The 18307-nt window shown below is 64.1% G+C and carries 20 protein-coding genes; 7 read left to right on the top strand and 13 right to left on the bottom strand.

From position 1 onward, the window contains the following. Nucleotides 1–61: 61 nt before the first annotated feature. The 5 genes from FNL56_RS17020 to FNL56_RS17000 form a co-directional block, all read right to left on the bottom strand. Nucleotides 62–1039, bottom strand: coding sequence for a Bug family tripartite tricarboxylate transporter substrate binding protein (locus FNL56_RS17020; RefSeq protein WP_143574075.1), 978 nt, complete (start codon nt 1037–1039; stop codon nt 62–64). Between the two features lie 109 nt (nt 1040–1148). Continuing rightward, complete coding sequence (locus FNL56_RS17015; protein WP_143574074.1) at nt 1149–1997, bottom strand: fumarylacetoacetate hydrolase family protein; 849 nt, start codon at nt 1995–1997, stop codon at nt 1149–1151. Nucleotides 1998–2067: 70 nt separating this feature from the next. Beyond that, a complete protein-coding gene (gene mhpA / locus FNL56_RS17010; RefSeq protein ID WP_143578029.1) occupies nt 2068–3639 on the bottom strand; it encodes a bifunctional 3-(3-hydroxy-phenyl)propionate/3-hydroxycinnamic acid hydroxylase MhpA in 1572 nt (523 codons plus the stop codon). A gap of 39 nt (nt 3640–3678) precedes the next feature. Next, nucleotides 3679–4572 carry a VOC family protein gene (locus tag FNL56_RS17005; RefSeq protein WP_143574072.1) on the bottom strand — a complete coding sequence of 298 codons (894 nt, stop codon included), beginning with the start codon at nt 4570–4572 and terminating at the stop codon, nt 3679–3681. Further along, on the bottom strand, nt 4569–5600 hold the full coding sequence (locus FNL56_RS17000; protein WP_143574071.1) for an amidohydrolase family protein: 1032 nt from the start codon (nt 5598–5600) through the stop codon (nt 4569–4571). Before FNL56_RS17000 ends, FNL56_RS17005 begins: the two co-directional genes overlap by 4 nt. Nucleotides 5601–5806: 206 nt before the next feature. Here FNL56_RS17000 and FNL56_RS16995 point away from each other — a divergent pair, with 206 nt between their 5' ends. Then, on the top strand, nt 5807–6532 hold the full coding sequence (locus FNL56_RS16995; RefSeq protein ID WP_246660693.1) for a GntR family transcriptional regulator: 726 nt from the start codon (nt 5807–5809) through the stop codon (nt 6530–6532). Between the two features lie 85 nt (nt 6533–6617). Here the strand turns inward: FNL56_RS16995 and arsH are convergent, their stop codons facing one another. Together arsH and arsC are read right to left on the bottom strand one after the other, a co-directional pair. After that, nucleotides 6618–7334, bottom strand: coding sequence for an arsenical resistance protein ArsH (arsH, locus tag FNL56_RS16990; RefSeq protein ID WP_143574069.1), 717 nt, complete (start codon nt 7332–7334; stop codon nt 6618–6620). Beyond that, entirely contained in the window at nt 7324–7728 is a 405-nt protein-coding gene (arsC, locus tag FNL56_RS16985; RefSeq protein WP_143574068.1) for an arsenate reductase (glutaredoxin), read from the bottom strand. Before arsC ends, arsH begins: the two co-directional genes overlap by 11 nt. Before the next feature lie 161 nt (nt 7729–7889). Between arsC and FNL56_RS16980 the strand changes: the two genes are divergently transcribed. The 3 genes from FNL56_RS16980 (at nt 7890) to FNL56_RS16970 (ending at nt 10663) form a co-directional block, all read left to right on the top strand. Next, nucleotides 7890–8222 (top strand): ArsR/SmtB family transcription factor, encoded by a 333-nt coding sequence (locus FNL56_RS16980; protein WP_143574067.1) that lies wholly within the window; start codon nt 7890–7892, stop codon nt 8220–8222. Beyond that, complete coding sequence (locus tag FNL56_RS16975; protein WP_441351304.1) at nt 8222–9508, top strand: arsenic transporter; 1287 nt, start codon at nt 8222–8224, stop codon at nt 9506–9508. The genes FNL56_RS16980 and FNL56_RS16975 overlap by 1 nt, the downstream gene beginning before the upstream one ends. A gap of 87 nt (nt 9509–9595) precedes the next feature. Further along, nucleotides 9596–10663: an ArsO family NAD(P)H-dependent flavin-containing monooxygenase gene (locus tag FNL56_RS16970; RefSeq protein ID WP_143574065.1), complete on the top strand. Its 1068-nt coding sequence runs from the start codon at nt 9596–9598 to the stop codon at nt 10661–10663. 213 nt (nt 10664–10876) lie between these two features. Here the strand turns inward: FNL56_RS16970 and FNL56_RS16965 are convergent, their stop codons facing one another. Further along, nucleotides 10877–11089: a hypothetical protein gene (locus FNL56_RS16965; protein ID WP_143574064.1), complete on the bottom strand. Its 213-nt coding sequence runs from the start codon at nt 11087–11089 to the stop codon at nt 10877–10879. A gap of 216 nt (nt 11090–11305) precedes the next feature. On the opposite strand from FNL56_RS16965, the gene cysK reads away from it, so the two are divergent. Together cysK and FNL56_RS16955 are read left to right on the top strand one after the other, a co-directional pair. Next, a complete protein-coding gene (gene cysK / locus FNL56_RS16960; protein ID WP_143574063.1) occupies nt 11306–12280 on the top strand; it encodes a cysteine synthase A in 975 nt (324 codons plus the stop codon). A gap of 5 nt (nt 12281–12285) precedes the next feature. After that, nucleotides 12286–12525 carry a BrnA antitoxin family protein gene (locus tag FNL56_RS16955; RefSeq protein WP_143574062.1) on the top strand — a complete coding sequence of 80 codons (240 nt, stop codon included), beginning with the start codon at nt 12286–12288 and terminating at the stop codon, nt 12523–12525. A gap of 18 nt (nt 12526–12543) precedes the next feature. Here FNL56_RS16955 and FNL56_RS16950 read toward each other — a convergent pair whose 3' ends face one another. From FNL56_RS16950 to FNL56_RS16935, 4 genes are all read right to left on the bottom strand, one after another. Further along, the gene (locus FNL56_RS16950; protein WP_143574061.1) at nt 12544–13422 is read right to left on the bottom strand and encodes a DMT family transporter; all 879 of its coding nucleotides are present in this window, start codon (nt 13420–13422) and stop codon (nt 12544–12546) included. A gap of 188 nt (nt 13423–13610) precedes the next feature. Further along, on the bottom strand, nt 13611–14102 hold the full coding sequence (locus FNL56_RS16945; protein WP_143574060.1) for a hypothetical protein: 492 nt from the start codon (nt 14100–14102) through the stop codon (nt 13611–13613). 20 nt (nt 14103–14122) lie between these two features. Next, complete coding sequence (locus FNL56_RS16940; RefSeq protein WP_143579074.1) at nt 14123–14479, bottom strand: hypothetical protein; 357 nt, start codon at nt 14477–14479, stop codon at nt 14123–14125. Nucleotides 14480–14636: 157 nt separating this feature from the next. After that, nucleotides 14637–14909 carry a hypothetical protein gene (locus FNL56_RS16935; RefSeq protein ID WP_143574058.1) on the bottom strand — a complete coding sequence of 91 codons (273 nt, stop codon included), beginning with the start codon at nt 14907–14909 and terminating at the stop codon, nt 14637–14639. Nucleotides 14910–15403: 494 nt separating this feature from the next. Between FNL56_RS16935 and FNL56_RS16930 the strand changes: the two genes are divergently transcribed. Beyond that, a complete protein-coding gene (locus FNL56_RS16930; RefSeq protein WP_143582188.1) occupies nt 15404–17890 on the top strand; it encodes a bifunctional diguanylate cyclase/phosphodiesterase in 2487 nt (828 codons plus the stop codon). A 161-nt stretch (nt 17891–18051) separates the two neighbouring features. On the opposite strand, the gene FNL56_RS28625 is transcribed toward FNL56_RS16930, so the two are convergent. After that, complete coding sequence (locus FNL56_RS28625) at nt 18052–18174, bottom strand: hypothetical protein (protein ID WP_256365909.1); 123 nt, start codon at nt 18172–18174, stop codon at nt 18052–18054. Nucleotides 18175–18307 lie beyond the last annotated feature (133 nt).

Here is an 18307-nt window from a genome sequence, read left to right as displayed (position 1 = left end):
AATCGCTGGAGCGGGATCGGCTGCACCGCGTGCTGGCACATCCGATCCCGCCAAGTGCGGCTTACTCCGGCTGGATGCCGAGACTCTGGATGGCCTTGCCGGTACTGGCCAGCTCGGCGTCCAGGAATTTTTTGGCCCCGCCGGGCGTCACCGCATCGCCGACGCGGAGGTCGAAGCCGAGGGTGGGCGCGCGCTCCTGAACTTCCGGTGAGTTGATGGCGCGTGCGACTTCGGCACTGAGTTTCTGGACGATCTCCGGCGGTGTGCCGGCCGGCGCCATGAACATGAACCAGCCCTGCAGGTCGACGCTCTGCAAGGTTTCTGCAATGGCCGGCACGTCCGGCAGCGAGGCGATCCGCGCGCTGCCGGCGACGGCCAGCGGGCGCAGCGATTTGGATGCGATGAAAGGCTCGGCCACCGAGGCGGACTGGATCGTGACCTGAATGCGCCCGGTGACGATGTCCTGCACGGCATTGGTGTTGGTGTTGTAGGGCACCAGCACGAAACCGGTTCCGGCCTGCTTGTTGATGGATTGTGCGATCAGGCCGGAGATGTTGCGCGTGCCGTCGATCGCCATGGTCAGCGAGCCCGGGGTGGCTTTCTCCAGCGCGATCAGCTCCGCCAGGGTGTTGGCCTTGACGTCGGGATTGACCAGCAGCACATGGTTGCTGCGCGCCACCATCGCCACCGGCACGAAATCCTTGATCGGATCGTAAGGCAGCTTCTTGAAGGTGTAGGGATTGGTCACCAGCGCGGCCGAAGTGGCGAACAGGAATGTGTAGCCATCCGGCGCGGCGCGCGCGACGGTCTGGGTGCCGACCAGATTGGCGGCGCCGGTGCGGTTTTCGACGACGAATTGCTGCCCGAGCGCCCGGCCGATTTTGTCGACGATGATGCGGCACAGCACGTCCGGGCTGTTGCCGGCGGCCTGCGATACCACGACGGTGATGGGCCGCGTCGGCCATGATTGCGCATGCGCCGGTGGAGCTAGTCCGAGCACGGCGCCGGTCAGCAGTGCAAGGTAAGTCGGCTTGAGCATGGTATCCTCCTGGATGGTATGGCCTGCGATTTGGTATCGCTTGAGGCATTTTCGATCGGGATAGTCGAGCGCTGCTGCGACGGCCTGCGTGCAGGCCGTCGCTAACGCATCAGATTTCGTCGGCGACGCCGTTGCGCAGCACGCCGAGTCTGTCGATCTCGACTTCGACGATATCGCCGGGCTTCAGCCACAGCGGCGGGGTGCGCTTGGCGCCAACGCCGCCCGGCGTGCCGGTGACGATCACGTCGCCGGGCTCCAGCCGCGTGAACGACGAGCAATATTCGATCTGGCGCGGAATATCGAAGATCATCTGATCGATGGTTGCGTCCTGCACGATCTGGCCATTGATGCGGGTCTGCAGCCGCAACGGCTTGACGTCGCCGAGTTCGTCCGGCGTCATCATCCACGGCCCGAACGCGCCGGTCTCCGGAAAATTCTTGCCGGGCGTGAACTGATGCGTGTGACGCTGGAAGTCGCGCACGCTGCCTTCATTGTAGCAGGCGTAGCCGGCGATATGGCTCCACGCGTCTGCCCGGGTGATGTGGCGGCCGGGTTTGCCGATGATGATCGCGAGCTCGCCCTCATAGTCGAGATGGGTCGACAGCTTCGGCCGGATGATGTCGGCGAGATGTCCAGTCTGGCTGTTGGCGAAGCGGCCGAACACGGTGGGGTTCTCGACTTCGGAGCGGCCGGTCTCCTTGCGGTGCGTCTCGTAGTTGAGGCCGATGCAAAGGATCTTGTCGGGGTTTGGGATCACCGGCAGCCAATGGATGGCGGCCGTCGGGTAACGCTTGGCGTCGCGCGCGGCGTCGGCCACGGCCGCCAGCGCATCGGCCGCGATGGCGGATTTCAGATCGGGATAGCGGTCCTTCACGACCGAGCCAATGTCGAGCGCGTCGTCACCCTCGATCAAACCCCAGGTGCTGTTGCTGCCGATCTTGAAGCTTGCCAATCTCATGGTTTCGTCCTCGTTGGAGAAATCGCGTGGCGGCGATGGATGTGTGAAACGTCACAGCTTCGTTGGCGGGTCATTGCAAAGCGATCGCCAACTGGCCGAGCTGGTCGTCAAGCATTGCCAGATCGCTGACGACGCCGAAGACGTAATGATCGGGGCGCACCAGTGCCGCGACGCAGCCGTGGCGTTCGAACCAGCCGGCAACGACGTCGTCTTTTTCGACCAGCGCAGTGTTGTCGCTGTCCGGGCCGATCCGGATCGGGCGCACGCCCAGTCGCGCAAGTTCTGCCTGCTGCGCCGGAAAAAGCTCCGGGCCGCTTCGCGCGTCCAGTACCAATCGCCATCCGGTGCCCGCGACGACATCGAGCAACTGCACACCCGTTGCCGCGCGGATCCAGGGCTGCGGAAACAACGTGCCGTGCGCCGGATGAAGCGGATGCGCCAGCAGGCCGGCCTGCAGCGGTGGCACGATTTCCTGGCGGGTCACGGTGCGTGGCTGACCGCCGCCCTCCGCGAGGATGCGAGCGTCGCGCGCATCGGCCGCGACCGGATCGCGCTCGCAGATCACATGGCCGATCGCCTTGATCCGCGACGTCAGCTCGCGAACATGCGTGCTGCGTTCCTCGCCGTAACTGTCGAGCACTACGTCGCCGGAGCGGCCCGTGAGAACACGGTCGAGCTTCCATGCCAGATTGACGACGTCGCGAATGCCCTGGCACATGCCCTGGCCGATGAAGGGCGGCTGCTGGTGCGCTGCATCGCCGGCGAGGAAGATGCGGCCCTGTCGCCATTGCGCGGCGACCAGCGCATGAAAACGGTAGCTCGCCGCGCGCCATAGCGTGGCATCGTCGGGCGTGATCCATCGCGCCAGCAGCCGCCACACCTCGACAGCGGTTTCCATCGTCGACGGATCTTCGCCGGGCAACAACATGATCTCGAAGCGCCGGTGGTTGCCGGGGCAGATGATGAACGACGTCGGCCGCGACGGCTCGCAAAACTGCGCGGAGGTGTCGGGCAGCTTGCCGAGCGCACCATCATTGACCTGCAGGTCAATCACCAGCCAAGGCTCGTCGAATACCAGATCCTCGAATCCGATGCCGAGCTGCCGCCGCACCGGGCTCGAGGCGCCGTCGCAGGCGATGACATAGTCCGCGGTAACCGTCCGCGTCGCGCCGCTGTCGTCGCGCAGCTGCAGCGTGACCTGATGCTCCGACTGCTCGAAGCCGACCAGTTCCGTGCCCAGTTCGGCCGTCACGCTGTCATAGGCCGCGGCGTGGTCGCGCAAGGCCGCCTCGACCGGCGGTTGCGTGAACACCATGCTCGGCGTGTAGCCGAGCGGGTAGGGCTCGGCGACCATGTCGATGCGACGGATCAACTGGCCCCTCGCGCCAAAATGCTGCGAGGCCGAGAACGGCGCGATGAACGGCATCACCGCGGGGGCGGCGCCGAGATTGTCGATCACGCGCAGGATCTCATGATCGATCGCGATCGCCCGCGGCAGGTCATAGACGTCGCGCTGGCGGTCGATCGCCAGCGTGCGGATGCCGCGGTCGCCGAGCAGGCTGGCCGCAATGGCGCCGGACGGGCCATGGCCGATGATGGCGACCTGAAAGTCGCTGCGGGCTGGTGGCGATGAAAGCGTCACTCATAACTCCTGGTACATCTGGCGCTGCGGCGCTCGCGTTTATTGTGCGGCGAACGGCACGGCGAGCTGCGCCGCCTTGACGTAATCGGCCTTGGGCGAGGCAATGCCCCAATGATCGGTACGTCCGGGCGGCCAGCGCCACTCGGACGGGCCACGCACCACATAGTCGTCGTCGACCTGCAGCACCTCGGCGGTGTATTCGATGACGACGCCGAGGGGATCGATGAAATAGGCAAACACGTTGTCGCCCGGCCCGTGGCGGCCGACGCCCCAGGCGATCGGATGTCCATGGTCGATCATGCGGCCGGAGCCGCGCATGACGCTCTCGAGGTCCGGCATCAGGAAGGCGACGTGATTGAGACCGTTTACAGGTGCTTCGGCGATGACGATCGCGTGGTGATCGGCGTTGCAGCGCACGAAGGCCATCGCCTTTGATCGGTCGGTCAGCCGAAATCCGAGCGCGCGCTGGTAGAAACCCGCCAGGCTATCGAGGTCGGTGCTGTTGATGTTGACATGGGCAAGCCGCACCGGCCGCGTGCCGTCCGGCTGCGCGACATGTTGCGCGTCACCGTGCACGAAGCGAAGCGCACCACCGTCCGGCAAGCGAATGGTCATGACCGTACCGCCGTCGGGGCCCGGATTGGCTGACGGGCCGGACAGCAGCGTCGCGCCATGCTCGCGGCAGGCGGCGGCGATAGTTTCAAACTGCGCGTCGGACTCAAGTCGGAAGGTGACTGCACGCAGCGCGGGGCCGTCGCCTGCGCGCAAGGCGACGACATGATGATCGGTGCCGCTGGCGCGCAGATAGCTGACACCGTCCTGGCGCGTGACGAGGTCGAGGCCCCACACCGAGGTGTAGAAGGCTTCGGACCGCGCCAGGTCCGGCGTATCGAGATCGACGCTGCGAAGGGCGGTGACGGGAAAATGGGTCATGGCGAAACCTGTTCTCCGAGGCCGAGGAATCGGCGCGCGTTGTCGCGCACGACCAGTCGGCGGGTCGCCTCGTCGGCAATGGCGGAGGCGGCCCGGGCCACCGGGGTGCGGTCATGGAAGGCGAAGGGATAGTCGGTGCCGAGCATGATCTGCGTATCGCCGAACTTCGCGATCAGATGCAGCAGCGTCGGATCGTCATAGACCAGCGCGTCGTAATACAGCCGGCGCGCCTGTGCGACGGGCGCCTCCTGAACGCTCTCCTGCAGCACGGGAAACACCTGCCAGCCTTCCTGCAGCCGCGGCAGCAGCGACGCCAGCGTACCGCCGCCATGGCTGAAGGCGATGCGCAGGCCAGGCCTTCGCAGCAACAGATTGGAGGTGATGACCGAGGCGGCGGCGAGGCCAATGTCGGTGGGGTAGGCCAGCACCTGCTGCAATTGCGCAGGTCCGACCAGTCGGTCCATGCCGGCGGGACGCAGCGCATGCACGAACACCGCCATGTCGAGCTTCTCGACTTCGGCGAAGAAGCCGTCGAACTCCGGCGCGCCTACCGGCTTGCCATTGATGTTGCTGCCGATCTCGATGCCGGCGAAGCCGAGACCGTGCTTCAGCCGGTGCAGTTCGGCGATTGCGAGATCGATGTCCTGTAGCGGGACGGCGCCGAGGCCGGTCAGCCGGCCGCCGGAATGCGACACCATCTCGGCGATCTGGTCGTTGATGTAGCGCAGCAGATCATTCGCCGCGGCCGGCTCCATCCAGTACGACAACAGCTCCGGCATGGGCGAAATCGCCTGCCGACCCAGTCCCATCTCCGCCATGTCGGCGACACGCTTGCCGACATCCCAGCAGCGGTCCGATACCGTGCGGTAGATGCGCCCGGCCATCATGACATGCTTGTGGCACGGCTTCGCCTCGGCCATCGACGGCCAACCGGCGGGCACTGCCGCGCCCATGTAGGAGGGGAACGACGCCGGGACGACATGCGCGTGAACGTCGATCCCGCAAGTGCAGGGGGACAGGATGCTCATGACGAACGACGCCGGCCGCGGGTAGCGGCGGTTCCTTCGCTGGCTTGCACCTCACCCGGCATTGTCATCCCCAACGTAGTCTTTGATGTTGCCGACCAGTAACCTATAGAAATACGCCAACGCAACCATAATTTATAAATTTTAGGTTGGCTTCGGTATGTGTATAGAAATAACGGCGGATGGGGCTGATATCGAGGAAAATTGGCGTGGAGAAGGTTTCAGCATTGCGCCTGGTGTCGGGGGCACCATCCACCCAAGCGAGCACGGTCTACGACCGCCTGCGCGAAGACCTGCTGTCGGGCCGGCTCGAACCCGGCCGTAAACTGCAGATGCGTTTCCTGACCGACCTCTATCAGACCGGGCAGACCCCGCTGCGCGAGGCGCTCAACCGGCTGACGGCTGATGGCCTGGTCGAGGGGCGCGAGCAGCGTGGCTTTTATGTCGCCGCGATCAGCCGCAGCGAATTGGCGGAGCTGACCAAGACGCGGTGCTGGGTCGAAAGCCTGGCGTTACGGGAATCCATGGCGGCATCGACGCCGCAATGGGAGGAGCAGCTGCTTCTGGCGCAGCATCGCCTCAGCCGGTCGCCGCGTTCGCTCAACGCCGAGCAGTTCGAAGACAATCCGGAATGGGAGCGCCTGCACCGCGCCTATCACAAGGCGCTGATCGGCAATTGCGGTTCGCAGTCCCTGATCGCGTTCTGCGGCCAGCTTGCCGACCAGCTCTATCGCTATCGGCGGCTGTCGATCCGCAAGGTGTTTTCGTCGCGACAAGTGGCCGACGAACACCAGGCGATCATGGATGCCGTGTTGAGCAAGGATGCAGACGCCGCGGTGGCGATGCTCACGGCGCATTATAGTCGGACGGCGGAAGTCCTGCTGCAGGACCGGCAGATATTTCCCGAACTAAGGGATGGCGCGGACCGCGGCTGATGCGGAGCGCCGTCGCGGCAAAGCCGGAAACCTTTCAAGCCGGCCTGTCGCTCTGTGTTCATGTCAGGTCCCGGGCCTGCTATCCTCACAGCGCCTCGTTCAGCCGCAGCCTGTCGGCCAGTTTATCGGCGGTCTCCTTGCGTTCGCTGTAGCGGTCCGTCAGATGCGCCGAGGCTCCGCGCGTCAGCAAGGTGAATTTCACCAGCTCCTCGGCGACGTCGACGATGCGGTCATAATAGGGCGACGGTTTCATTCGCCCGGCGTCGTCGAACTGCTCATAGGCCTTGGCCACCGACGACTGGTTCGGGATCGTGATCATCCGCATCCAGCGTCCCAAAACGCGAAGCTGGTTCACGGCGTTGAAGGATTGCGATCCGCCGCTGACCTGCATCACCGCCAGCGTCTTGCCCTGGGTCGGCCGGACCGCGCCGATCGAGAGCGGAATCCAGTCGATCTGGGTTTTCATGATGCCGGTCATGGCGCCGTGGCGTTCGGGGCTGCACCAGACGTGCCCCTCCGACCACGCCGACAGCTCACGCAGTTGCTCCACTTTCGGATGCGTCGCCGGCGCGTCGTCGGCAAGAGGCAGACCGGACGGATCGAAGATCCGGGTCTCGGCGCCGAAGGCTTGCAGCAGGCGGGCGGTTTCCTCGACGGCGAAACGGCTGAACGACCGCGCGCGCAGCGACCCGTATAGCAGCAGGATCCGCGGTCGGTGGCCAACGACAGGCGCCTGCTGCAACAGGCTGGAATCGGCCGGTTGGAAGGCGGCGGGATCGATGTTCGGCAGGTCACGCAGCATCGACGATCTCACCGTCTTCTTTCGTGAACCGCCCGATATGCGGGTTCGGCAGGATGGCTAGCACCTGTTCGGACGGCCGGCACAGCCGGACGCCGAGCGGCGTGACGACGATCGGCCGGTTGATCAGAATCGGATGGGCAAGCATGGCATCGATCAGTTGATCGTCGCTGCGTTGCGGGTCATCCAGTCCCAGCTCTGCATAGGGCGTTCCCTTTTCGCGCAGAAGGCTGCGAACCGAGATGCCCATCGCGGCGATGAGGTCGTGAAGCTTTTCCCGGGATGGCGGGGTCTTGAGATATTCGATCACCTCGGGCTCGATGCCGCTCTGCCGGATCATCGCCAGCGTGTTGCGGGAGGTTTCGCAGGCGGGGTTATGATAGATCGTAACGGTCATCGATGAACCTCCGGATGGTGGCAAGATGTCAGCTCGAATAGGTGATCAGCAGTAAAGGTTTCAAGGCTTCCGCGTCGCGCCCGCGGCGATGGCGTCAAGGCGGTTGCATCGTTCCGAGAAGCTATATATCGTTTATCGACGATTAACGATAGGGGCTTTGCATGATGATCGCCGCGCGTGTCCGGAGCGAGCCGGCCCTCGATGAAAACGCAGCGCTTGCGGCGGTGGCGAAAGCGCTTTCGCACCCGGCGCGCATCGCCATCCTGCAACTGCTCGCCCGACGCGATACCTGTGTCGGCTGCGATATCGTCGAAGAGATCGGGCTGGCGCAGTCCACCACGTCGGAACATCTGCGGATACTCAAGGCCGCCGGCATCATCGTCGGCGAGATCGAACGGCCCCGGGTGTGCTATTCGCTCAACGTCGAAGCGCTTCAGCCGTTGCGGCAGTTCCTCGGCCTGTTGCGGGTGCCCGGCGGCGCGGCTGCCCGATGATTGCGGCTCTCGTCATCTTCCTTGCAACCATCGGTCTGGTGATCTGGCAGCCCAGAGGATTGGGTATCGGCTGGAGCGCGGCGGCGGGTGCGGCGATCGCCTTGCTGACCGGCGTCGTGTCGCTGGGCGATATTCCCGTCGTCTGGCACATCGTCTGGAACGCGACCGCGACCTTCGTCGCGATCATCATCATCAGCCTGCTGCTGGACGAGGCCGGGTTCTTCGAATGGGCCGCCCTGCATGTCGCGCGGTGGGGCGGCGGCCGCGGCCGCAAGCTGTTCGTGCTGTTCGTGCTGCTGGGGGCCGCCGTGTCGGCGCTGTTCGCCAATGACGGCGCGGCCCTGATCCTGACCCCGATCGTGATCGCGATGCTGCTGGCGCTCGGCTATAGCGACAGGTCCACGCTGGCTTTCGTGATGGCCGCGGGCTTCATCGCCGATACCGCCAGCCTTCCGTTAGTGGTTTCCAATCTGGTCAACATCGTCTCGGCCGACTTCTTCAAGATCGGATTCGGTCGCTACGCCGCCGTGATGGTGCCGGTGGACATCGCGTCGATCGCCGCCACGCTGGCAGTGCTGCTGTTGTTCTTCCGGCGCGACATTCCTGCCAGCTATGATGTGGCGCAGCTTCGCATCCCGGCGGACGCCGTCCGTGACCGGGCCACGTTCCGGGCCGGCTGGGTCGTGCTCGGTCTTCTGCTGCTCGGCTTCTTCGGACTGGAGCCGATCGGCGTGCCCGTCAGCGTGGTGGCGACGAGTGGCGCCGTGCTGCTTCTGGTGATCGCCGCCCGTGGCCACGTCATCAGCACGAAGAAGGTGCTGCGCGATGCACCGTGGCAGGTCGTGATCTTTTCTCTCGGCATGTATCTCGTCGTCTACGGGCTTCGCAATGCCGGGTTGACGGCCTATCTCGCCGGCGTGCTGGACCGGTTTGCGGAAGGCGGCGTCTGGGGTGCCGCATTCGGTACCGGCATTCTCACCGCCTTGCTGTCCTCGGTCATGAACAACATGCCGACCGTGCTGGTGGGCGCGCTATCGATCGACGCCTCGAAGGCGACGGGACTGGTGAAGGAGGCGATGATCTATGCCAACGTCATCGGCAGCGACCTCGGGCCCAAGATCACGCCGATCGGGTCGCTGGCCACGCTGCTATGGCTTCACGTTCTGGCGAAGAAGGGTGTCAAGATCGGATGGGGATACTACTTCAAGGTCGGAGTAGTGCTGACGCTTCCCGTCCTGCTGGTGACGCTCGCGGCGTTGGCGATCAGGCTGACCGTAGCGCCGTAACGCGCGCGCGGCGCAAGGTGAACAAATGGCGGGACTCGTTACGTCAGGCGCTCACTCCAGCAACGGCCATTCCCTTGGTAGACATCAATGACACAGCACCAGAGCCGGCAACGCGACGTCCTGATTATCGGCGGCGGGCAGGCGGGCCTGGCGGTGGGATACTTCCTGAGGCGCAGCGGATTGTCATTTTCCATCCTCGATGGTGAAGACGGCCCCGGTGGCGCGTGGACCCATGCATGGTCTTCGCTGACGCTGTTTTCGCCCGCGCAGTGGAGTTCGCTACCCGGCTGGCCGATGCCGGCAGGCGATCACGTCTATCCCCAACGTGAAGAAGTGGTTGCCTATCTCTCGCAATATGAAGAGCGCTACCAATTGCCGGTCGAACGCCCGGTCCAGGTGACGGCCGTGCATTCGACGCCGGATCATTTGAGCGTGGAAACCGACCGCGGCGAATGGACCGCGCGCGCCGTCGTGAGCGCGACCGGAACGTGGCGGGCACCGTTCATCCCGGACTATCCCAATCAGGCGCTGTTCGGGGGAACGCAGCTCCATTCCGCTGACTACAAGGATCCGCAGAACTTTGCGGGTCAACGCGTGTTGATCGTGGGCGGCGGCAACAGCGGCGCTCAGATCCTCGCCGAAGTGTCAAAGGTGGCCAAGGCGATTTGGGTGACGCTGCGCGAGCCGACGTTTCTTGCGGACGACGTGGACGGCCGGGTTCTGTTCGCGCGGGCGACCGCCAAATGGGAGGCCTTGCAGGGCGGTGGAGCGGCGGCGCCGGTCGGCGGCCTCGGCGACGTCGTCATGATCCCGGCGGTGAAGGAGGCGAGGGCGAGAGGGATCCTCACCTCGGTGAGACCGTTCGTCCGCTTCACCGCGTCGGGGGTGGTCTGGGAAGACGGCACGGAAAGCCATGTCGATGCGGTGATCTGGTGCACGGGCTTTGCGCCCGCGCTCGAACATTTGCGGCCTCTGAATATCGTCGGAAGCGATGGCAGGGTTGTTGTCGCAGCTACGCGGTCGGTGGCCGAACCGCGGCTGTGGCTGGTCGGCTATGGCGACTGGACCGGCTTCGCCTCGGCGACGCTGATCGGGGTCACTCGAAGTGCGCGCGAGACGGCGCGCGAAATCGAGGTTGAACTCGGTTCGCAGTAACCAGCCGACATTCGCTGCCCGTTGAAGCTTAGTCCGAATGGCGACACGACCGGCCTTCGGTTTGACAGGGAGTACCGATCGTCAGGGCAACCGAACAAAGGGGGGCGTTTCGCAAGGGCTTATGACGCAAACGACCGTGTGCCCCGGAAGGCCGCTTGCCGGACGTCATCATCGATCGCCGGGCGGCGATCACCTGACGATGTGATCTTCAGATTAGTTGCAGACGATCTTCTTTACCGCGTGCTTGGTCACGAACCCGTAGCCGCAGGTATCGCAGGTCCAGAGGTAGCTCACCACATCGTCGGTCACGAAGGCGGAGGCTTCGGCGGCGATCATGGTATCGGCACAGACCGTGCAGGTCGGCAACTCGCTGCCGCGCGGGAAGGGATGAGACGGCTTGGTCGAACGGGCAGCAAGTGCTGGCATCGTGACCTCCTCGGCGTTGACTTCATCATCTATCATTAGCGAGTTTAAGCTGATTTGTTTGACCTTGTCGCAACACAAATGCGTTGGTTTTACGATTTTTGATTTCGATCATGTTTTGCGATGCAGCGAAGTGCTTGGTATGGCGGCTTTGCTCGACGCATCACGGTTAGTTCATCCTCGCCGTCGCAGCGCACAAACCCGCTCAGGAGACTCATCATGGATACATCTGCAGAGACAACCGGCCATCGTCCCGGTCGCGGCCGTGTGTTCGGCAGCGTCATGGAAGCGTTCGGCGATACCCCGATCGTGCGGCTGGTGCGGCTGCCGCAGCAGCACGGCGTGGACGCGACGATCCTGGCCAAGCTGGAATATTTCAATCCTGCAGCCTCCGTGAAGGACCGTATCGGCGCCGCGATGATCGTCGCCATGGAAAAGGCCGGAATCATCAATGCGGCCACCGTGCTGATCGAGCCGACCTCGGGCAATACCGGTATCGGTCTGGCCTATGTCGCGGCATCGCGCGGCTACCAGTTGAAGCTGGTGATGCCGGATTCGATGTCGGTCGAGCGCCGCAAGATGCTGGCCTATCTCGGCGCCGAGCTGGTGCTGACGCCGGCCGCCGAGGGCATGAAGGGCGCGATCGCCAAGGCCGAGGAACTGCTCCGCACCATCCCGAATTCGGCGATGCCGCAGCAATTCAAGAATCTCGCCAATCCCGAGGTGCATCGCCGCACCACCGCCGAGGAGATCTGGAACGATACCGGTGGCGATCTCGATTTCGTCGTGGCCGGCGTCGGTACCGGCGGCACCATCACCGGGATCGGCCAGGTGCTGAAGCCGCGCAAACCGACGCTGAAGATGGTGGCGGTGGAGCCGGAGGAGAGCCCGGTGCTGTCCGGCGGGACGCATTCGCCGCACAAGATCCAGGGCATCGGCGCCGGCTTCGTGCCCGACATCCTCGACCGGTCGGTGATCGACGAGATCGTCAAGATCAACAGCGCCACCGCGCTGGAGACGGCGCGGGCGCTGGCGCGGCAGGAAGGCATTCCGGGCGGCATCTCGTCAGGCGCGGCGATTGCGGCGGCGTTGCAGATCGGCAAGCGGCCGGAGAACGCCGGCAAGGTCATCCTGGCGATTGTGTCGTCTTTCGCCGAGCGCTATCTCTCGACGGTATTGTTCGAAGGAATCTGATCGAGATGGCCCAGACCCCACGTCGCCCCCGCACGCAACAGGACGCCCGCAGCGAGGCAGAGGCGGCGTTCAAGCAGACCACCACGAGGCCCGTGGAGGAGCCGGTTGCGAAACCGGCGGTTCCCGGTGTGCGCGAACTGGTCTCGCTGCGGATCGATCAGGATGTGCTCGAGCACTTCCAGCAAGACGGCCCGGGTTGGCAGGACCGCATTAACGACGCGCTGCGCAAGGTGGCTGGCAAATAGCCGGCCTGGCGCGACCGGTCAGGTCGCGCTGCGGACAGGGGCGGGGTCGGCGCTGCGCAGGTTGAGCAGGTTGCCGGCCAGGATCAGCACCGCGCCCAGCACGGTGTAGATGTCGAGCCGTTCGGCATACAGCAGCCAGCCGATCGTCGCGCTGAGCGGCACCCGCAGGAAATCCATCGGCACCACCACGGTCGCATCCGCATAGAGCATCGCGCGTGCCATGCAGAAGTGCGAGAACGTGCCGCAGAACGCGATGATCATCAGCCACATCCAGGCATAGGGCGTCGGCCATTGCCAGACATGCAGCGCCGGCAACAATCCGGCGGTGGACTGCACGATGATCATCCAGAGCACGATGGTGAGCGTCGAATCCGTGCGCGTCAGCGATTTGGTCAGGGTGATCGAGATGCCGAAACCGAAGGCGGCGGCGAGCGCCACCATCTGCCCGATATTGATCGCGCCGGCGGTGGGGCGAACGATCACGACGACGCCGATCAGGCCGAGGACGATCGCGGCGATCTTGGCGGCCGTCATCCGCTCGCCGAGAAAGAACGCCGCCATCAAGGCGATCCAGATCGGCATGGTGAATTCGATCGAGACCAGCTGGCTCAGCGGAATCAGGGTCAGGGCGAAGAACCAGCCGATCTGGGCGGCGTAGTGAACCAGGTTACGGGTGATATGGCTGAACGGCCGCGCGGTTCTCAACGTCCCGAGCCCGCCGTTGAAATGCAGGATCGGCACTAGCATCAGCAGGCCCAGCACCGAGCGGATTTCCATCACCTGAAAGACATTGAGTTCGCGCAGCGTCTCGCGCCCGGCCACGGCGACGAACAGCATCAGGATCAGCCACCCCGACATCCACAGTGCGGCGCGCGATTTGGAAGGCGTGCGATCCATCGTTCGGAAAACCGGTTGCTGCATTGCTAAGGTCGGCAATGTCAACGTCATGAAAGGGCACGTTGTATCGGCGACCGCAGGTGGTTTGGCAACGCGCAAATCCGCCGGGCTGCGATGCGCAGAGCGGCACAACGAAAAGCCCCGGCTGCGGAACAGCCGGGGCTTCGTATTCTATCTGCGACGAAAACTCAGCTGCGGTTGAGGGCGATGTTGGCGCCCTTGAACGATCCGTCCGAGGTGATGGCTACGTTCTGCTTGTTGCCATTGGTCGTCATGACCAGCTTCGCAGTGAAGGCCGGCGCCGATACGGTCACGTCGAACTGACCGTTGCCGGCGCGGCCCTGCAGCGAACCATTCACGCTACGCGTGGTCTCGGCCCAGGTGCCCGACAGCACGCCGGCCTTGGCGATGACATCGCTCTTCAATTCGAACTTGTAGCTGTCGCTGGCGCAGAGCAGGGCCTGATTGAGGCCATTGCCTTGGCTGCTGACGGCGTAGGTTGCCTTGCATCGGATCCGTTCCTTGGCGCCGCCTTCCAGAGAGATAGTGCCGGAGCCCGACCAGACGCCGGCCATGCCGGCGAAGGGCGCCGACTGGGCGAAAGCGGCCGGAGCGGAAACGCCAAGTGCTGCGCCGATGAGGCCGGTCCGCAGCAGCAATGAAGCAGAGCGAGAGATCATGATATCTTTCCAGGTTGAGATTATTGACGCGAAGCTTCCCAGCGTCCGCTACATGGAACGCCGCCCGATGCGCCGTTCCACTTGCCCGTTCCCGTGTTCCCGGACAACTGGCCATTGGCATAGGCCGGGCCGATCGAAACCTTGACGAGCCCCTGAGGCCCGACCTTGCCGGAGACATCGGCGCCGGGGGCGGTGATCCGGCCATCGGTGACGGTGAGCGGGTACCGTGATGTGGGTTCGCAGGTTCCGGATTGGGTGATGATCGTCACATGCCAAAGGCCATCATACGAAGCCTCGGACATGGCGGGTGCGGACAGGGCACAGAAGCCCATGAAAACGGAGCTGAGACAAAGTGATTTGATGCGGTCGAGACGCATGTATTCGATTCCTGATCTGATGAGGATCCACCATATCCGGGAGCAATGTGTCAAAACATTGCTGCACTGCGTCTGCCCCGGGCAGGTTTTGACCGAGACCGACACTTGTTGGCCGTGGAGATTTAAGGCCTGCCGCTACGACCACTTTTGTTACAACTCAATCGCCTTCCCGGTCTTCGACCGCGCGCAAGCCTGCGAAGGCGGCCAGTGCAGCGTCGCTCGCGGACTGCAGCGTTCCGCGGAGATGTCCGAATTGGTCGGGCCAGCCGGTGAGCCGCAGCAGCGCCGCCTGCAATGCATGGTCCGGCGCACCGATCTGCTGCATCACCGTGCCGAATGCCGGCGGATCGAGATGACGGGCGAAGAATTCCAGCGCCTGCAGCAGCTGCGGCAGCAACGCCACGATGTCGTCGACCACCGCGTCGGTCATGATGCGATTGTTAGCCCCCACTCCTGATAGTCCTGCCATACCCGCCGCAGCCCTCGTCGCCTCGCTTAACAGGCCACGGAGACGCATGCCGAGATCGGACGGTAATACCCGCCCAGAGCTTACCATCGGCATGGATCGATTCGAGGTCGTTTCCAATCAGGTTCGATTTGACCCGCCTCAAGACCTTTGCGTGCCGGGACAATACTCGCGGCAGCCTGATCCGGCGCATCTGCTGTGACCAGGCGCGGGTCCAAACTAACACCTCTGCCTGACCGTCCCTGCGACGCTGTCGCCCTTCGAGGTCCGCACGCGCTCGCACCTCAACGTCACGGCCCTGTCCTCGTAGTTCTGCGTGGTCCCGAATTAACGCGCCGGCAATGTGCAGTCACACTAGGTTGGGGGCGCAATCGATCACTGCGGATCCGCGGTGACGGACAAGGCCGTCGAGGCAGGCGTGCGCCGCTCGCGGACTGGCCAGTACAAAGGGGAGTAGCGTGGAAATTTCGGCCGACAATCTCGCCGTCAAGCCCGTGCAATGGAAACGTTACACGCCCGCCATTCTGGCGGCGGTCGTCGGCACACTGATTGCGCTGGGCGCATCTTTTGCCGTCTCGAGTTGGGAATCCAGGCTGGACGAACTCAAGCTGCAGGAGATCGCCGAGGACTACCGGCAGACGCTGAATTCGAGTATCGAGAATGCGACCAATATCCTGTTCACGCTGAGGGCCAATTACAGTTCGGCCGATCGGCCGATCGGCCGCACCGAATTCCAGGCCTACGCCAAGGACCTCCGCAGCCGGCTTCCCGGTCTTCGCAACACCGGCTGGGCCCCCCACGTCACCCGGCAACAGCGCGCGGCGTTCGAGCAGGCGGTGCGCGAGGAAGGATTTGCCGATTTCGAAATCTGGGAGCGCGACGAGAAGGGGAACCGCATTCGCGCGCGCGATCGCGACGAGTTTCTGCCGATCCTGTTTCCCGACCCGCAGGAATACACCAAGCAGATTATCGGCTTCGACATGTATTCGGAACCGATCCGTGCGCATGCCACGGCGCGTGCGCGCCTGACCGGGCGGCCGTCGGCAACGCCGCCGATCAATCTGATCACCAAGGAGGAACCCGACGGCTTCATGGCTTTTGTTCCGGTTTACCCCAAGTTTGCGGGTCCGCATGATCCGCAGCGGATCCCGGATGGCTTCATGTATGGCGTGTTCGGCACCGCGCCGATGATCGAGAACATCCTCGGCGCGAAAACGCTTCCGGCCGGTCTCGATATCTACTTCCTCAACCCGAAGGCGCCGGCCGGCCAGCGCGGCATTTTTTGGTATCCGTCGCGAACGCGGCTGCAGCCGGCGGCCGCTCCAACTGAAGACAGCATGCGGGCGGCTCGGCACTGGAGCGGCCAGATCCGCATTGCCGACCAGGAATGGACCGCGATCTTTGCGCCGACCGGCGAACTTGCCGGCGGCCGGTTGAGCTGGCAGGCGATCATCGTTTTTGGAGTGGGGCTGCTTATCACGGCGATGATCATCATCTACTTGCTGGTATCGCTGAAGCGGACCGTCCGGCTCGAAAGATTGACCGGCGAGCTGCGCGAGGCCACCGCGAAACTGCAGCGCGAAAGCGTCAAGGTCACCCGACTGGCGAGTATCGATTCGATGACCGGCCTCGCCAACCGCGCGACCTTTAGCGCCCGGCTGGCCGAGACCTTCGCGGCGGCCAGACGGGATGACAGGCACTTTGCGGTGTTCTGTCTTGATCTCGATCACTTCAAGGAAGTCAATGATACGCTCGGCCATCCCTCCGGCGACCTGTTGCTGCAGATCGTGGCGGAACGACTGCGCGCCGTGGTCGGCATCCATGACCTGATCGCCCGGCTCGGCGGCGACGAATTCGCGATTCTGGTGGTCGATGCATCGGATCGCCCACTGCTCGCCAGCATCGCGGCGCGGATCCGGAATGCCCTGAAGCGGCGCTACGACCTCGACGGCGAGGAAGCACAGGTCTCCGCCAGCCTCGGAATCTCGATTTACGATACAGAGACCGCGTCGCCGGACGCCATGTTGGTCGAGGCCGACCTTGCGCTTTATCAGACCAAGCACGACGGCCGCGACGGCTACAGTTTCTATTCGACCAGTCTCGAACGCAAGGCGCGCGACCGCCTGGCGATGAGCGAGGAAATTCGTGCAGCGATCGCCAACGACGAGCTCGAGGTTTACTATCAGCCGCAGGTTGAGATTAGTTCCGGCCGGATCGTCGGCATGGAAGCCTTGCTGCGCTGGAATCATCCGCAGCGCGGGCTGCTGCTGCCGGCGTCGTTTCTGCCGATCGCCGTGACAACCGGCGCGATCCATTCGATCGGCCAATGGGTGCTGGAACAGGTCTGCCAGCAGATCGGCCGCTGGCAGCGCGAAGGTATCGACCCGCCGCGGCTCGCCATCAGTATTTCCGCAGCACAACTCAAGGTCGTCAACACGCTTGACGAGCAGATCCGGGAAACCGCGGCCCGCTACGCCATCGATCCCGGCCGAATCGAGATCGAGCTGACCGAAGCGGCATTGATCGAATCGAACAAGATCAGGACCGATATCATTCCGGACCTGCAAGCACTGGGGATCAGCGTCGCGATCGACGATTTCGGAATCGGCTATTCGTTGCTCGCCTTGCTGCGTACCCACCCGCTGGACCGGCTCAAGATCGCGCGGCAGTTCATGCCCAATTTGCTGACCGAACCCGGCGACGCCGCGATCGTCCGCGCAGCGCTGGTGCTGGCGCGCGAGTTCGGCATGGAAGCGATCGCCGAAGGCGTCGAGACCGCCGATCAACTGGCGTTTCTGCTGAGCGCCGGCTGTCGTTTCGCGCAGGGGTCATACTTCAGCCGCCCGGTGCCGGCGGACGAGGCCAGCGCACTGTTGCAGGCCGGCAGCATCAGCCGCCCCCCGGCGGCGAAGCCGGCCGACAGCGTGCGGTTGCTGGTCGGGTGAGAATACGCGGCATCGACCCGTGCGAGCCAGCTTTCATGGAGGTCGTGGGGAACGGTCGCCTCGGTCGCGGACTGCAGCGGACCGCGCAAATGCGCGAACTGGCCGGGCCAGTCGGCGAGTGGCGCAAGCGTCGCATGCAACGGCTGCTCCGGCATACCGATCTAATGCATCACCGCGCCGAATTCCGGCGGGTTGAGATGACGGGCGACAAGGCCGAGCGCCTCGAGCGATTGCAGCAGCGGCGGTAGCAACGCCACGATGTCGTGGATCACCGGGTCGGTCATGTTGCGCTTGTCAGTCCCGCCATGCAAATCGGCGCTGAAGCATGTCACCTCCACCGCAAATTGGATCAGTAGCTTGACGTGCCGATCGGCGTCGGGGCCCCGCGCCGATTCACAGCATAGTGCCGCAAGAGCT

This window comes from Tardiphaga sp. vice304, from assembly GCF_007018905.1.
In the GTDB taxonomy this organism is placed as follows: Bacteria; Pseudomonadota; Alphaproteobacteria; order Rhizobiales; family Xanthobacteraceae; genus Tardiphaga.
This window is presented reverse-complemented; position numbering and strand designations above follow the sequence as displayed.